General features: G+C 52.8%; 12 protein-coding genes. 11 read left to right on the forward strand and 1 reads right to left on the reverse strand.

Annotated features, from left to right (window positions below; translation table 11 throughout):
* Positions 1-35: 35 nt before the first annotated feature.
* From AB9F26_RS03775 to AB9F26_RS03815, 9 genes are all read left to right on the forward strand, one after another.
* The gene (locus tag AB9F26_RS03775) at positions 36-890 is read left to right on the forward strand and encodes a LysR family transcriptional regulator (RefSeq protein ID WP_335583540.1); all 855 of its coding nucleotides are present in this window, start codon (positions 36-38) and stop codon (positions 888-890) included.
* 129 nt (positions 891-1019) lie between these two features.
* The gene (locus AB9F26_RS03780) at positions 1020-1814 is read left to right on the forward strand and encodes a DeoR/GlpR family DNA-binding transcription regulator (protein WP_369767310.1); all 795 of its coding nucleotides are present in this window, start codon (positions 1020-1022) and stop codon (positions 1812-1814) included.
* The gene (locus tag AB9F26_RS03785) at positions 1807-2589 is read left to right on the forward strand and encodes an inositol monophosphatase family protein (protein ID WP_369767311.1); all 783 of its coding nucleotides are present in this window, start codon (positions 1807-1809) and stop codon (positions 2587-2589) included. The genes AB9F26_RS03780 and AB9F26_RS03785 overlap by 8 nt, the downstream gene beginning before the upstream one ends.
* Entirely contained in the window at positions 2590-4272 is a 1683-nt protein-coding gene (locus AB9F26_RS03790) for a Na/Pi cotransporter family protein (RefSeq protein ID WP_369767312.1), read from the forward strand. It begins immediately after the preceding gene.
* An 88-nt stretch (positions 4273-4360) separates the two neighbouring features.
* Positions 4361-5116, forward strand: coding sequence for a DeoR/GlpR family DNA-binding transcription regulator (locus tag AB9F26_RS03795; RefSeq protein ID WP_335583536.1), 756 nt, complete (start codon positions 4361-4363; stop codon positions 5114-5116).
* Between the two features lie 86 nt (positions 5117-5202).
* Entirely contained in the window at positions 5203-7665 is a 2463-nt protein-coding gene (locus AB9F26_RS03800) for an FAD-dependent oxidoreductase (RefSeq protein WP_369767313.1), read from the forward strand.
* Between the two features lie 512 nt (positions 7666-8177).
* Positions 8178-9197, forward strand: a complete 1020-nt coding sequence (locus tag AB9F26_RS03805) for a putative 2-aminoethylphosphonate ABC transporter substrate-binding protein (RefSeq protein ID WP_335583534.1) — start codon at positions 8178-8180, stop codon at positions 9195-9197.
* A 133-nt stretch (positions 9198-9330) separates the two neighbouring features.
* The gene (locus tag AB9F26_RS03810) at positions 9331-10443 is read left to right on the forward strand and encodes a putative 2-aminoethylphosphonate ABC transporter ATP-binding protein (protein ID WP_369767314.1); all 1113 of its coding nucleotides are present in this window, start codon (positions 9331-9333) and stop codon (positions 10441-10443) included.
* Complete coding sequence (locus tag AB9F26_RS03815; protein WP_369767315.1) at positions 10440-12461, forward strand: putative 2-aminoethylphosphonate ABC transporter permease subunit; 2022 nt, start codon at positions 10440-10442, stop codon at positions 12459-12461. The genes AB9F26_RS03810 and AB9F26_RS03815 overlap by 4 nt, the downstream gene beginning before the upstream one ends.
* A 22-nt stretch (positions 12462-12483) precedes the next feature.
* On the opposite strand, the gene AB9F26_RS03820 is transcribed toward AB9F26_RS03815, so the two are convergent.
* Positions 12484-13389, reverse strand: coding sequence for a LysR substrate-binding domain-containing protein (locus tag AB9F26_RS03820; protein ID WP_369767316.1), 906 nt, complete (start codon positions 13387-13389; stop codon positions 12484-12486).
* Positions 13390-13491: 102 nt separating this feature from the next.
* Here AB9F26_RS03820 and AB9F26_RS03825 point away from each other — a divergent pair, with 102 nt between their 5' ends.
* Both AB9F26_RS03825 and phnA read left to right on the forward strand, forming a co-directional pair.
* The gene (locus AB9F26_RS03825) at positions 13492-14679 is read left to right on the forward strand and encodes a 2-aminoethylphosphonate--pyruvate transaminase (protein WP_369767317.1); all 1188 of its coding nucleotides are present in this window, start codon (positions 13492-13494) and stop codon (positions 14677-14679) included.
* A 19-nt stretch (positions 14680-14698) separates the two neighbouring features.
* Positions 14699-15943 (forward strand): phosphonoacetate hydrolase, encoded by a 1245-nt coding sequence (phnA, locus tag AB9F26_RS03830; RefSeq protein ID WP_369767318.1) that lies wholly within the window; start codon positions 14699-14701, stop codon positions 15941-15943.

The following is a 15943-nucleotide window of genomic DNA, read 5'->3' on the forward strand; positions in this document are numbered from 1 at the left end:
ATTAGAAAAATATACTCTGAGCATCGGAATAATTAATGGAAAACAGCAGACTTAAGTTGCCGCCGCTTGAATGGATACGTGCCTTTGAGGCTGCTGCGCGCTGTGGAAGTTTTACCGCGGCGGCGGCTGAAACCGGTCTGACCCAATCGGCCATTAGCCAGCGTATCGGGCATTTGGAAAAGCTCCTTGGGGCTAAATTATTTGAGCGGCGTCCTCGCGCAATTGCTCTGACTGTAGAAGGTGAGGCGTGGTTGCCGCACGTGCGTTCGGCGCTGAGCAGCTTACAGGACAGTTCCGAAGCGTTGTTTGGTGCGCGGCGTGGGAGGGTGACGATTTCGGCGAGCCTGTCCGTTATTGAGTTGTGGCTTGCGCCGCGCCTTCAACGGCTCACCGAAAAGACGGCAGCACAAATATCGTTGCAAACCATGGTTCTAGGGGCGCATAGCGTGCCGCAGGATGAGGTTATCCGCATTCGATATGGCTCAGGTGACTGGCCGCATTTCTATACGCACCGGCTCTATTCCGAGAAAATTACGCCTGTTGTCGCGCCCGAATTCACACGGCGGGAGGACCCGTGGACAAGTTGGCCACGGATCACGGTTTCGGGGCCGCGACCAAGTTGGAATGACTGGGCGGATCAGTTTGGAATCCCCACCACGCCGCTGCCCGTTCTGCGTCTTGATACCTATGCGCCAGCGCAGACGATTGCGCGGGCAGGGGGCGGTGTTCTGCTTGCCTCCTTGGCATTGTGCGAGGCCGATCTTAAGGCGGGAAATCTTGTGCGTGTGTCGGACGATGTGCTTGCCCACCATGAAAGCTATTGGATGCTCGCGAGTAAGGAGGCCGTGACGAAACCCCAATGGGACGACCTTGTTTCTGCGCTGAAGTGAGATGCAGAGGGCTCATTTTTGACGATATATGTGGGCGGGTTTTCGAAAAGCGGTCATAACTCCACAATTTTCATGGATTGTTGTGGGTTTTGGGTGTATTGCTTTGTCAAAATCAACAAGGCCGCTAAATTGAAGAAACAACATTCCCATTCCCATCGCGAACTTGAGTTGCTAAATGCCATACGAAGAATTGGTGGTTTTGCCCGCAATTCGGAACTGGCGACCGTGTTGGATGTCTCAGAGGAAACCGTGCGTCGCACGATCAAAGGTCTTTCAAAATCCGGTACCATCGCCCGTGTTCACGGGGGCGCCTATTTGGTGGGAACCCAGAGCGACCCCAGCTTTTTCAAACGCATTGCCCAGAATTCCGACGAGAAACGCCTGATTGCGCAACGGGCAGCACAACTCGCCGCCGACGGTATGACGCTGTTTTTGGATGTCGGAAGCACAACAGCGTTTGTAGCTGAGGAGTTGCGGGTGCATCATAATCTGACAGTCGTTACAAACTCCATTCGGGTGTCGCAAACGCTGGTGGGGCATAACGACAATCGCGTATTTTTACTGGGTGGAGAGATGCAATCGAACGAGCTTGGCGCCTTTGGCCATGTCACCGAAACGCAGGCGCGGCGCTATAGTTTTGACCGCGCATTTTTGAGTGCGGATGCCCTAAGTTCCACAATAGGCTTTCTGTATTTGGATCCCGCTGAGGCAGATTTGGCGTCGGTCGTGATTGACTGTGCGGATATAACGGTCGCGGCAATGACGCATCATAAATTCGACAAGACTGCCCCGCACCGCAGCTTTCATCCGAGTGAGATTCACACATTGGTTGTCGATCAGGCACCTGAAAAACCTTTGGCCACGAGCCTTGAAAAATGGGACGTCGCCTTGCGTGTGTCCAAAAAGGAAAATGATCATGAATGACGCGCAAAATTTCGAAATGAAGCATGCACAGGGCGTGGCTGATATCGCTGCAGAAGCCGCGCGGGGTTATTTTCGCAACCCTTTGCAGGTTGAGTTTAAAGCGGATGAAAGCCCTGTAACGCAGGCCGACCGAGGCGTCGAATCCAAGGTCCGTGCGTATCTAGGTGAGCATTTTCCCGACGATGGAATTTGGGGCGAAGAGCACGGAACCGATGGCGAAGATCGCGAATGGATGTGGGTTGTAGACCCGATTGACGGAACGCGTTCGTTCCTTTCTGGGAACCCGCTATTTGGATTTCTGGCGGCGCGTATGCATCGCGGGGTGCCTGAAATTGGTGTGATTGGTATGCCCGCTTTGGGCGAAACCCTCATTGGTAAACGCAACGGTGCGGCGACTTTGAATGGGCAGAAAATTCAGACGTCCACCCAAACGTCGCTGGATCATGCGGTATTATATATCAACGAAGCTGATAAAATTTATCAGGCCCATCCTAAGGTTTTCGCAAAGCTTGTGGCGAGCGGACAAACGCGCCGATTTGCCTATGATTGCTACCCGCATGCGTTGGTGGCAATGGGGCATGTGGATGCGGTTGTGGATTATGATCTTCAGCCCTACGACTATTTAGCGGTACTGGCTGTTGTCGAGGCGGCAGGCGGGATTATGACCGATTGGAAGGGGCGCACGTTGACCGACAAATCCGCGTGCCAGCCCGTAATTTGCGCGGCAACTCCCGAGTTACATGCCCAACTTTTGGCGATCGTGAGTATTTCTTAAATGGCAATTATTAGTTTCCTCATAAGCCTCTCTGGCGCAACAATGCTGCTTTTGTTTGCCGTTCGCATGGTGCAAACCGGTATTGAGCGCAGCTTTGGCGCGTCGTTTCAACGGGTCTTGACCCAAAACAAAAGCCTGATGGGCTCAAGCGCGACGGGCGTGGCACTGGCGATTGTTTTGCAAAGCTCGGCGGCTGTCGCGCTGTTGACGGCTGGGTTTGCAGCCAGTGGATTTTTGGCGTTCCCAACGGGCCTTGCCATCGTGCTCGGCGGCGATTTGGGGTCTGCGTTGATCATTCAGATTCTATCCTTCAAGATGGACTGGCTTATCCCAATGCTCCTGGCTTTTGGGGGGTGGTTGTTTGTTAAAACCGACCACAAAAACGGCCGCCAATTGGGGCGTATCCTCATGGGCGTCGCGTTTATTTTGATCTCGCTTCAGTTTTTGCGCGAAGCCGTGACTCCCATTCGGGATAGCGCGTTTTTGCCTGCTATCGCGGACTATCTTTCACGCGATTTTGTCACGGCATTTATCGTCGGGGCGGCCCTCGCGTTTGTGATGCATTCAAGTGTCGCGGCGATTTTGATGTGCGTTACGCTTGTGCAAATCGGCGCTATTCCATTTGACGCCGCGCTTTCGCTCATGTTGGGTGCGAACCTCGGTAGCGCCTTCATTCCGATTTGGTTGACGCGCGGCATGCCGACCGTTGCGCGCAGCATTCCAGCCGCAAATCTCTTGGTGCGAGGCAGTTGGGCTATTCTGGTTTTACTCGGGCTGAATTTGGCCGCCGATCCGACTATGCTGATGTTTACCAGCCCAAGCCAATCGCTGATTTACGCGCATATCGGGTTTAACCTTTCCCTGTTGATTGTTGTGCTTCCGTTCTGCCGCGTCTTGGAACCCGTGCTTCAAATGCTGATGCCAAGTGCGGCTCCTGCGGGCAACAACCTCGGTGAACAGGAAGTTGGTTCGGCGCTTGATCCCTCGACAGCCGAGACGCCAACACTCGCGATTGCAAGCTTACGACGCGAATTGTTGCACATGGTTGGGCTGGTCGAACGTATGTTCAAAAGTGTTCCAGATCTTTATGAAACGGGCGATCGAGATAAGATTCGGGCGGTTCGCACCCAAGATTATCAAGTCAATAAATCGCTCTCGGAAATTCGCTCATTTGTCGCGCATATGCCGCAGGAAAACTACACCAAGGAAGACAAGAAAATTGTGCGCGGACTAATGGATTACGCCATTCGCCTAGAAACCGCAGGCGATGTGATCGCCAAAACAATGACGACGATTGTTGAAGAAAAATACGAGATTCACGCCGAGCTCTCCTCCGAAGGGTGGGCGGAACTTTTGCGGATGCACGAAGCGGTCGTTGCCAATCTGAGGCTTGCTAGTAACGTTTTGGTGTCTGATGATCTTGAGAGTGCCAGACTTTTGGTGATGGAGAAATCCGAGATCAAACGCTCGGAGCGCAAAAGCCGCAAAAACCATTTAACTCGTCTTCAAAGTGGGCGTGGTGACAGTTTTCGTTCTAGTGACGTCCACTTGGAAACATTGCGCGCGCTGCGGGATGTGAACAGTCATATCGCGGCCATTGCCTATCCAGTTCTGTATCGAAACGGCCAATTGCTTGAAACGCGGCTCATTCAGGAAATGGACTTACACGAGGAAGATAGCTGACACGGATGTATTGGATGTGGATTCCCCATGGACGTTCCTGTCAAGATTTGGCAAAACTTGGCATGTGAAATCGAAAAGGCCGTCGTCAATGCTCCCCTCCGAACGCCACGCGATCATTTTGCGCGAAGTTAAAACGCAACCAGCGGTCTCAATTCGAATGCTCACTGAAAAGCTGGGCGTGACGCGCGAAACCGTGCGCAAGGATATCGAACAACTGGCTGGCGAGAATAAACTGAGCAAAGTGCGCGGTGGGGCGACGCAAATCCTGACGCGAGAGCCGGAAGTTTCAACGCGGGTGGCGACGAACCCCCTCGGAAAGGCGAAAATCGCCAAACATATTCTTGGGAAAATCCCCGATGGGGCATCGATCATTGTTGATAATGGGTCAACGACTTTCGCGGTTGCACGTCTGTTGCGGGAGTTCCGCACTGATTTGATTGTGCATACGAACGACCTTAGAATTGCCGAACTTCTGGGGCCTGTTTCACGGGAAATTACGGTTTTAGGCGGGCGTCTTGATGTCGCAGAAAACGCGACGTTTGGGCTTGATGCGATGGAGCAACTGGCACGGTATCGCGCCGAATTTGCGTTGATCAGCACGGGCGGTTTGGTCGCGCGTGCTTTGTTTACAGATTTTTCGCGTGACGCCGCTGACCTGCGGCATTTGATGCTTCAGCAGGCCGAACAACCGTTTATATTGGCCGACAGCAGCAAGTTTGATGTCGTTGGGCATGTGGTTATGCGGCCTTTGCCTGCGCGCACAGTTGTCGTTGTCGATACAGAGCCGCCAGTAGAAATTACCGCTGCTATGAGCGATCAGGGGATTGTTTTCGAAACGGCTTAATGCAAACAAAAGAAAACATTTGCCAAATTTTGCAAAATGACATTTAGTCAGACTCAAAATCTGATACCTGTGCATGGAGTCGCAAAATGGCCAAAATCAATCTTCCAGAAAGAGCGCAATATGTGATCGTAGGCGGCGGGATCGTCGGATGTTCGGTGGCCTATCATTTGGCCAAAATGGGCCACACCGACATTGTTTTGCTTGAGCAAGGCCAGTTGAGTTGCGGCACGACGTGGCACGCGGCAGGCTTGGTGGGGCAATTGCGCAGCCAACCTGCGATGACGAATCTTATCAAATATTCAACCGAACTTTATGCCCAGCTTGAAGCGGAGACGGGCTTGGCGACGGGCTGGAAACAATGTGGTTCGGTGACGGTTGCCCGCACCGATGACCGCATGACGATGTTGCTGCGCACCGCCGCGGCAGCCCGCGCACAGGGTGTTGAGGTTGAAGTTATTTCGCCGAAAGAAGCTCAAGATAAATGGCCCGTTATGCAGGTTGACGATGTTCTCGGAGGGTTATGGATGCCAAGCGATGGCAAGGCGAACCCGACCGATTTGACCCAATCCCTCGCCAAAGGCGCGCGGATGCGGGGCGCTAAAATCATAGAAGGCGTGCAGGTTACCGATGTCTTAACCAAAGACGGTGCGGTGACGGGTGTTGTGACTGATCAGGGAACGATTGAGGCGCAGGTCGTGGTGAATTGTGCGGGGCAATGGGCACGGTCGTTGGGGAAAATGTGTGGTGTGAATGTGCCGCTTCACTCGGCGGAACACATGTATATCGTTACCGAACGCATTGAGGGTGTGAACCCCGATCTGCCAGTTCTGCGCGATCCAGACGGGTATATTTACTTCAAAGAGGAAACTGGCGGGCTGGTTATGGGCGGCTTTGAGCCGCAGGCGAAACCATGGGCGATGGACGGCATCCCCGACAAGTTTTACTTTCAACTGTTGCCTGATGACTGGGAGCAATTCGAAATTCTTCTGGAAAACGCGCTGATCCGTGTGCCACAAATGGAGCACACCGGCGTGCGCAAATTTTATAATGGCCCCGAGAGTTTTACGCCGGACAATAATTACCTGTTGGGTGAGGCGCCCGAATTGAAAAACTTCTTTGTCGGCGCAGGCTTTAATTCGATGGGGATCGCCAGCGCAGGCGGGGCAGGGCGCGCGCTGGCAGAATGGATCGTTGAGGGCGCTGCTACGTCGGATTTACTTGCCGTCGACATCCGTCGCTTTGCAAATTTTAACAATAACCCAACGTGGTTACATGATCGCGTCAAGGAAACTTTGGGGCTGCACTATGCCATGCCGTGGCCCAATCGCGAGTTGGAAACCGCGCGCCCGTTTCGACGGTCGGCGTTGTTTGATCGGCTTGCGGGCAAAGGAGCGGTTTTTGGTTCGAAAATGGGCTGGGAGCGTGCCAATTGGTTTGCGAATGAAGGTCAAAAGCGGGAAGTCGAATATAGCTTTGGCCGTCAAAATTGGCATGAAAACGTGGCGGCGGAACATAAATCGACGCGCGATGGGGTGTCGATCTTTGATCAAAGCTCGTTTGCGAAATTGCTGGTGCAGGGACGGGACGCCTGTGCGCAACTCAATCGAATTTGCGCGGCGAATGTTGATGTTGCGGTGGGGACCACGGTTTATACGGGTCTGCTGAATGAACGGGGTGGCTTTGAAAGCGACCTCACGGTTTTGCGGCGGAATGAACAGGAGTTTTTGTTGATTACAGGCTCGGCACAACCCGTGCACGACGCCGATTGGCTTCGGAAAAACTTTACCACGGATGCGCATGTTTTTCTTACGGATGTGACCTCGGCGTGGTCGGTTCTGGCTGTGATGGGCCCAAAATCCCGCGTAGTCTTGCGCCAGCTTTCAAAAGCAGATTTCTCAAATGCGGCCTTCCCGTTTGGCTCGTCGCAAGAGATCGACCTTGGCTATGCGACGGTGATTGCCAATCGGATGACCTATGTTGGCGAACTAGGTTGGGAGTTGATTGTTCCGGTCGAATTTACGGTCGGCGTTTATGAGGATTTGATGCGGGCTGGCGCTGAATTCGGTCTGCGAGACGCGGGGTATTATGCGCTGGACGGCCTTCGGATTGAGAAGGGATATCGCGCATGGGGGCATGAATTGACGCCCGATATTACACCGCTTCAGGCGGGGCTTGGCTTTGCTGTTGATTTTGCGAAGCCCGACGATTTTATCGGAAAGGCGGCGCTTTTGGCGGCCAAAGCGGACCTCGCGCATCTTAACACCCGCATTGTCCAACTTGTTTTGGAGGATGGCGCGGCGCAGCTTTGGGGTGGGGAGGCCGTGTCGTGTGATGGAGCAGAAATCGGCGAAGTGCGCTCGGCTGCCTATGGGCATACATTTGGTGCATCGGTTGCGTTGTGTTTGATCGAGGCCGAGGAGAAAATCACCGCTGATTTCCTTAAGAATCATAGGTTTCAAATTGATCTGGCTGGGGTGAAATATGTGGCCAAAGCCTATCTGCGAACGCCCTATGATCCAAAGAATGAAAGACCAAAATCTGAGGATTGAAGTCTGTCTCCCAAAAAAACGCGCGGTAACGTTTTGCCGATGCTAGAATATTTGGATTAGTGGTGAAATATTAGGCACACCAGTTGGAGATTTCATTTTTGAATCTGTGAGGTGGCAGCTCGCGGGGAAAAGGTGCGTTTCGTCTTAGACTTGCAACGCCATAAAGGGAGTGCCGGGGCAAGGCTGCATTTTAGACGGGTTTTGATTGCGGATTGTTTCATCAAATTTCGCGTCAGGGCTTTGTAAATAAAAGAAATTCAGCTTGGAGCTCGCGGCGTCCATTGAGCAATAAACTTTGGATGAAAAAACGCGGCCCATACCGCGTGTTGGATGGTAAAATTAACAGTAGGGCGCTAGATTTCCATAGCATAGGTAGAACTAATAGGTCGGTAGGTATTATCGATTTTTTTTGCTGCAAAAACCTGCCAAAGTGATCTCGTATACATGCGGGTGTTACAAAAGCCATCCAACGAAGAGATGCAAAAGCCCAAATGTCCAACATGGAGAAATATATGAAACACATGACAACTAAAATTACGTCCCTTGTCGTAGGCGCGCTGATGGCGACGACCGCAGCGGCCGAAACCGAGTTGACCGTCTATACGGCTGTTGAAGCCGAAGATTTGGCGCGCTACGCGGAAACCTTCAATGCAAGTCACCCTGATATCAAAATCAACTGGGTGCGCGACTCAACTGGGATCATCACGGCGAAGCTTTTGGCGGAACGCGATAACCCACAAGCGGACGTCATTTGGGGGCTAGCGGCAACGTCGCTCCTTTTGCTGAAATCCGAAGGGATGCTCGAAGCCTATGCGCCTGCTGGCGTTGCGGATCTTGATCCCAAATTCGTGGATACGGGAACACCCCCCGCGTGGGTCGGCATGGATGCTTGGGTTGCGGCGGTGTGTTACAACACGATTGAAAGCGAAAAGCTTGGCTTGACGCCGCCCACTTCGTGGGAAGATTTGACCGATCCGATGTATGCAGGTCATATCATTATGCCAAATCCAAACTCCTCGGGTACTGGGTTCCTTGACGTATCAAGCTGGCTGCAGATCTTTGGCGAAGAGGGTGGCTGGGAGTATATGGACGCGCTGCACGAGAATATCGCGCGTTATACGCACTCGGGTTCCGCACCTTGTAAACTTGCCGCATCAGGCGAAATTCCAATCGGCATATCCTTTGCTTTCCGTGGCGCGAAATCCAAAGCCGAAGGCGCTCCGTTGGACATCATCGTTCCATCTGAAGGTGTAGGTTGGGATATGGAAGCGACCGCGATTGTTGCGGGCACCGCCAATCTTGAAGCGGCGCAAACATTGGTTGATTTCACAGTCACCAAAGAAGCCAATGAAATGTACAACACGGGTTATGCCGTTGTGGCCTATCCGGGCGTTGCGAAACCTGTGGAGTATTTCCCTGAAGGTTTGCTTGAAGCAATGATCGACAATGACTTTGAATTTGCAGCCAACAACCGCGCCGCAATCCTCAAAGAATGGCAGAGCCGTTACGACGGTAAATCTGACGCTAAGTAAATTATTTGCGCGGGGGGCGATTTTGCTCCTCGCGCACTATTTACGCGTACCATCGTTTTTTCACAAAACTACTGGCACAGACCAGAAAGCTTTGGCGTGACCCCAAAGCTAAAATGTAAGGACATTTTTTGAGATGCAAGCAAACTCATCGGACGCAGTCTATCTAAATATCGAGAATCTATGGAAAGCGTTTGGCACTTTTCTTGCCCTCAAAGATATCTCTCTTGAAATCAACGAAGGCGAGTTTGTCTGTTTTCTCGGCCCATCGGGGTGTGGGAAAACGACCTTGTTGCGGGCGATTGCGGGGTTGGACTTGCAAACCAAAGGCAAAGTGACACAGGACGGCAAGGATGTTTCGAACCTGCCGCCAGCTGAGCGTGATTTCGGGATTGTCTTTCAGTCTTATGCCCTGTTTCCCAACCTGACGATTGAGAAAAACATTGCTTTTGGCCTTGAGAATACGGGCCGCAGTAAGTCAGAGATTACAGCCCGCGTGCGGGAGTTGCTTGAGCTTGTCGGCCTCTCCGAGCAGGGCAAGAAATATCCAGCGCAGCTCTCGGGGGGACAGCAACAACGCATCGCACTGGCGCGTGCCATCGCCACCAATCCCGGCCTGTTACTTCTGGATGAACCTCTCTCGGCCTTGGATGCAAAAGTGCGCGTGTATTTGCGCCACGAGATAAAAGAGCTCCAACGCAAGCTTGGGGTGACGACCGTGATGGTGACCCACGATCAAGAAGAAGCCCTCAGTATGGCTGACCGGATTGTCGTTATGAATCATGGTATTATTGAGCAGGTCGGCTCACCCACAGAAATTTACCGCACCCCCGCGAACCTGTTTGTCGCGGATTTTATTGGCGAGATGAACCAGATTAAATCGATCGTCACCGAAGGGGGGCGCTTAAGTATCGGCGAGAAAACCTTCGCCTGTTTGGAGCATGAATTCCAAGATGGCGATGCCGTCGTGGCCGCGATCCGTCCTGAAGACGTGATCCCACATAAAGCGGGATACGAGGCCACAGATGCCGACCGCAATTGCATCGAGGTTCGCCTGCAAGAGATGGAGTTCCTCGGATCATTCTGGCGTTGTCGGTTGCAAAATGAACGTTTCGAAGGCTCTGAGTTAATTGCCGACTTCTCGATCAACGCCGTACGGCGCTTGGACTTGGGCGAGGGCAAAAACATGGTCATCGAATTGCCAAATGACCGACTGATGGCCTTTAGCCGTCCGGAGGTCGCAGCATGAGTTTTTTCCAAGCGGCCCCAACTGGGCTGCCTGCAGGTCCCGTGATTAAACCCAAGCTCAGCCGCGACGACATAGTTATGCGCGGCGGTATGCTGGTCATCGCGCTTTATCTGATCGTAACGTTGATTTTGCCCCTTTGGGCGATGTTGTCGAAATCAATTTTGACCTATCATTTTGATCTTTCGCAATACGAGTTTCAGGTCAGTGATGAGGTAGGCACATTCGACGGAATCATCCTCAACGCAGCAGTGCTGAACACTGAAACCAAGGCCTATGCGCCAGATGACCTCAGTGCGGGGAGCGACAGCCGGTTAAGTGTTACCAGCTTTTTCCCTGATTTTAGTTTCCGCAGTCCAGTGCTGTATCAGGTTCGCAATACGGTTGACGGCGGGCGTTTCTTGGTCGGCTCCACCTTGAATGACACAACCGATTGGGTCGAGTTGGACAGCAACACGTTTCGGCGGGTACAATTGCGGCCCATCCAATCGACAGGTCTTGATAACTTTGTGAACTATTTCTCGACCCCCGCTTTGTTCAATTCGATCAAAAACTCGGTGATGATTGCGACGATTTCTACGATCATTACGGTCACGCTGGCGTTCTGGTTCGCCTATGCCCTTAACCGTACGTGTATGCGCTTTAAAGGGGCGTTTCGTCTGGTTGCGATGATGCCCATTCTTGTGCCGTCGCTCCTACCGGGCATCGCGCTCGTGTACTTGTTTGGCAACCAAGGGATGATCAAAGAACTGCTGTTTGGCGCTTCGATATATGGCCCGATTGGGATTGTCATTGGTTCAGTGTTTTTCACCTTTCCGCACGCGTTTATCATTATTTCAACAGCACTCGCGATCTCGGACGCGCGTCTTTACGAGGCCGCGACCTGCCTGCGTTCTACCCCGTGGCGCACCTTCTGGACGGTCACAATTCCGGGTGCGCGGTATGGCCTGATCTCTGCGGCTTTTGTGGTGTTCAATCTCGTGATTACCGACTTTGGCCTGCCCAAAGTCATCGGTGGGCAATTTAATGTGCTTGCGGTCGATATCTATAAACAAGTGATTGGCCAGCAGAACTTCGAGATGGGGGCCGTGGTGTCCGTTGTCCTTGTGATCCCCGCGATTTTGGCCTTCGCGATTGATCGCCTTGTGCAGGGAAAACAGGTGGCGCAATTGTCCTCGCGCTCGGTTCCGTTTCAACCGTCGCCCAACGCGAAAAATGACAGGCTTTTCTTTATCTACGCGTTGTTTGTGGCCATCTTTATTGTCGGAATGCTGCTTGTTTGCCAGTTTGCGGCCCTTGTCAAATTTTGGCCCTATGACCTCAGCCTGAGTTTGAAAAACTATCAGTTCGGCAACATGGACGGTGGAGGGTGGGCGTCGTATTTCAACTCGATCAAGCTGGGTTTTCTTACGGCTATTGTTGGTACGATAATTGTATTCTTTGGCGCCTACCTTGTTGAAAAAACGAATAGATTCTTCGTCGGCCGCGCAATGTTTCAGATGTTCGCCATGTTGCCAATGGCAATTCCGGGCATGGTGCTTGGCCTTGCGTATATCTTCTTTTTCAACAATCCCGCTAACCCGTTCAACGCGATTTACGGCACGATGGCGATCCTAGTGATCTGTTCGGTGACACACTTTTACACCGTGTCTCATCTCACGGCGGTGACGGCGCTTAAGCAGATGGACCGCGAGTTTGAATCCGTGTCGTCTTCCCTCAAACAACCCACGCTCAAGTTGTTTACCCGCGTGACGGTTCCGGTTTGTTTGCCGTCGGTGCTCGACATTTCGATCTACCTTTTTGTCAATGCGATGACCACAGTTTCGGCGGTTGTGTTCCTGTATTCTCCGACCACAACGCTGGCATCGATCGCGGTTTTAAATATGGATGATGCTGGGGATATTGCACCTGCAGCGGCGATGGGAATGATGATTTTCTATACCAACGCGGCGGCGCGGATTATTCACCTGATCGCGTCAAAAGGCATCATGCGGCGCACACAGGCTTGGCGCGCGCGGTAAGCAAAAACGCTTCCGCGCCACATCAATGTGTGGCGCGGGTCTCCTTTTCTTCTTGGGCCACGCGGGCAAAATCCACAAAGGTTCTGATGACTTTAACATCGCGGCGTTGGGCCATATGCAACATCACTTCGCTCATCTGGATGTCGACGCCTTGAAGGTGGATTTTTGTGAAGCGATCATCGTTGCCAAACTCCGCCTCCGACACAAACCCAATCCCTGCGCCAGAAGCCACAACTTCACGCACCGCTTCCCGCCCCTCCGCAACAATCGCCGGTGTCAGGCTTAGCCCCTGTGTCTTAGCAACTTCCTCAAGTTGTTGACGGGTTTTGGAGCCAGTCTCGCGGAAAATGAGCGGGTACTTAGTCAACTCCTTCAGGGTAAGCGCGGTTTTGGACGGGGGTAGGAAATCATGTGCGGCGAAGGCCATAATCTGGCTTGATCCAAGATTCATGATTTCCATATCCCTGCCGGGTGCCATGCTGCCCGCAATGCCAATATCCGCATTATAGCCACGCAATTCCTCAAGGATATCTTCCGTGTTTCCAGTCCGTAAAGTGACGGTGATATTGGGATAGCGATTGCGAAATTTGCCCAGAAAAAACGTAATATGGTGCGCAGAATCCGCGATAATACGCAGCTCTCCATCCACCGTGGCGCTGGTTGCCGACATGTATTCCTCAATCTGCTGTTCGATCTCGAAATATTGTTTGGTATAGCGAAAAAGGCGGTCCCCCTCTGGGGTCAGAGACACCATTTTACGCTCGCGATGGAATAACAGCACGTCATAGTCTTGTTCCAGTTTGCGGACTTGCTCGGAAATCGCGGGTTGGGTGAGGTAAAGCGCTTCTGCGGCTCGTGAAAACCCCCCCGTTAAGGCAACGTAATGAAAGGCTTTTAGCTGGCTGTGGCGCATATTTTTGGCTTTCATTTATTTCATAAGCTGAGCCTATGATTTGATTGTAATTAGCAATTTCACATATAGGTTGGAATTCTGCAATGGTCGTTTTGAAAGTCACTTCGGAGAGATAAAATGGCCGCTCCAGAATTCAAAATACCCCGCCCACATTTGGGCGAGCCTTACCTTCTTACCCCCGGTCCGTTGACCACATCCTACGCCGTCAAACAGGCGATGTTGCGCGACTGGGGAAGCTGGGACGATGATTTCCGCGGTATGACGCGCGAGTTGCGGGCGCGTTTGCTTGATCTTTTGGGTGCGGGCAAAGAAGCCTTCGATTGTGTCCCAATTCAAGGCAGCGGCACGTTTTCCGTTGAGGCCATGTTGGGGTCGTTTATCCCTCGCAACGGCAAGGTTTTGGTGCTTGCCAATGGCGCCTACGGCAAACGCACGGCGCAGACGCTGGAATACCTTGGCCGCGCTCATGTGGTTCTGGACAAGGGCGATTACCTGCCGCCACGCGGCGCAGAGGTCGCGAAAATCTTGGCCGACGATCCGGCCATCACCCACGTTGTCGCTATCCATTGCGAAACCAGCTCGGGCATTTTGAATCCGGTTGAGGAGATTTCCGAAGTTACTTATGCGGCGGGCCGCAAGCTGTTGATTGACTCCATGTCGGCCTTTGGCGCGATTGAATTGAAAGTTGCGGATATTCGCTACGAAGCGCTGGTGTCTTCGGCGAATAAATGCATTGAAGGCGTGCCCGGATTTGGCTTTATCATCGCGCGCATAACCGAGCTTGAGGCCGCCAAGGGCAACAGTCATTCCTTGAGTTTGGACGTCCATGCCCAATGGGCGCATATGAATAAAACCGAGCAATGGCGCTTTACGCCGCCCACTCATGTGGTCGCCGCATTCCTTGTGGCATTGCGCGCCCATGAGGCCGAAGGCGGTGTCGCAGGGCGGGGCGCGCGCTATACGCGAAACCGCGATGTGATGGTCGCCGGCATGCGCGACCTTGGGTTTGAAGCCTTGCTCAAAGATCGCTGGCTTTCCCCCATCATTGTCACATTCTTTTGTCCTTCGGATGATAACTTTGCCTTTGATCGCTTTTACGAACTGATGAAGGACAAAGGGTTTATCATCTACCCTGGAAAATTGACCGTCGTCGACAGTTTTCGCGTCGGTTGTATCGGCCAAATGGACGAACATGTTATGCGGCAAGTTGTTGCCGCTGCCAAAGAAGCGCTTGCCGAAATGGGCGTTGCAAATGCAGCACCTCCCGCGCGCGCCCTAGAAGAACGCGCTATCTTAGCCGCTTGATTTCAAAAGGAAATACCACATGACCATTCAATCTCCCATCGTCGCCAATGGCCGCGCATATCCCGTTCCTAAAACCTGCGCCATCGCCATTTGTCTGGACGGTTGCGAGCCGGAATATCTGGAGGTCGCTATCGCCGACGGCTTGATGCCAACCCTCAAACGGATGCGCGAAACAGGCACTGACAGGTTGGCGCATTCGGTGATCCCGTCGTTCACCAACCCCAATAACCTGTCCATCGCAACGGGACGCCCGCCTGTTGTGCATGGCATTTGCGGCAACTATTTGTACGAGCCGGAAACCGGCGAAGAAGTCATGATGAACGACGTGCGTTTCCTGCGCGCGCCCACCATTTTCAAGACGTTTTATGATGCCGGTGCCCGTGTTGCGATAGTCACCGCCAAGGATAAATTGCGCGCGCTTTTGGGGGCGGGTTTGACGTTTGAAGATGATCGCGCCAAGTGCTTTTCAGCCGAGAAATCCGATACCTCCACACAGGCCGAGCATGGTCAGGAAGCCGCGAGCAAATGGCTCGGAATGGCGCAACCTAATGTCTATTCCGCCGAGTTGTCTGAGTTTGTTTTTGCAGCAGGGGTCAAGCTTCTGCGTGAGTGGAAACCCGATGTGATGTACCTGACGACGACCGATTTCGTGCAACATAAATACGCCCCACATCAGCCCGAAGCCAAAGCCTTCTATGAAATGTTCGACAAATATCTGACCGAACTTGATGCCATGGGCGCGGCGATTGTGGTTACGGCCGATCATGGAATGAAGCCAAAACACCTCGCCGATGGATCGCCTGCGGTGGTCTATGTTCAGGACTTGTTGGATGAGTGGCTTGGCGAAGCGGCGGCGCGTTTGATCCTGCCAATCACCGACCCCTATGTTGTGCACCACGGCGCGCTAGGCTCGTTTGCAACGGCATATTTGCCAGAGGGCGCCGATCAGGCCGATATCATGGCCAAGCTACGTGCGACGGAGGGTATCACGGATGTTCTGACCAACGCTGAAGCGGTTGCGCGGTTTGAACTGCCAAGTGATCGTATTGGCGACATTATTTTGGTTTCGGGCGAGAATATTTGCATCGGAACCTCGGAGCACCGCCATGATCTGGCCGCGCTCAAGGAGCCACTGCGCAGTCACGGTGGGTTAACCGAACAAGAGGTTCCCTTCATTTGCAACCGTGTCTTGCCGCTGCCTGAACGTCCCGTTTTGCGCAATTTTGATGCGTTCTTTTACGCCACTACAGCGGCGGCCCTTTAA

This window comes from Falsihalocynthiibacter sp. BN13B15 (assembly GCF_041205415.1).
GTDB lineage: Bacteria > Pseudomonadota > Alphaproteobacteria > Rhodobacterales > Rhodobacteraceae > Falsihalocynthiibacter > Falsihalocynthiibacter arcticus.

Bases quoted from the DNA above. Each gene is read 5' to 3' on its own strand.
- AB9F26_RS03775 (WP_335583540.1), top strand. From the start codon at position 36: ATGGAAAACAGCAGACTTAAGTTGCCGCCGCTTGAATGGATACGTGCC.
- AB9F26_RS03785 (WP_369767311.1), top strand. From the start codon at position 1,807: ATGAATGACGCGCAAAATTTCGAAATGAAGCATGCACAGGGCGTGGCT.
- AB9F26_RS03790 (WP_369767312.1), top strand. From the start codon at position 2,590: ATGGCAATTATTAGTTTCCTCATAAGCCTCTCTGGCGCAACAATGCTG.
- AB9F26_RS03795 (WP_335583536.1), top strand. From the start codon at position 4,361: ATGCTCCCCTCCGAACGCCACGCGATCATTTTGCGCGAAGTTAAAACG.
- AB9F26_RS03800 (WP_369767313.1), top strand. From the start codon at position 5,203: ATGGCCAAAATCAATCTTCCAGAAAGAGCGCAATATGTGATCGTAGGC.
- AB9F26_RS03805 (WP_335583534.1), top strand. From the start codon at position 8,178: ATGAAACACATGACAACTAAAATTACGTCCCTTGTCGTAGGCGCGCTG.
- AB9F26_RS03810 (WP_369767314.1), top strand. From the start codon at position 9,331: ATGCAAGCAAACTCATCGGACGCAGTCTATCTAAATATCGAGAATCTA.
- AB9F26_RS03815 (WP_369767315.1), top strand. From the start codon at position 10,440: ATGAGTTTTTTCCAAGCGGCCCCAACTGGGCTGCCTGCAGGTCCCGTG.
- AB9F26_RS03820 (WP_369767316.1), bottom strand. From the start codon at position 13,389: ATGAAAGCCAAAAATATGCGCCACAGCCAGCTAAAAGCCTTTCATTAC.
- AB9F26_RS03825 (WP_369767317.1), top strand. From the start codon at position 13,492: ATGGCCGCTCCAGAATTCAAAATACCCCGCCCACATTTGGGCGAGCCT.
- phnA (WP_369767318.1), top strand. From the start codon at position 14,699: ATGACCATTCAATCTCCCATCGTCGCCAATGGCCGCGCATATCCCGTT.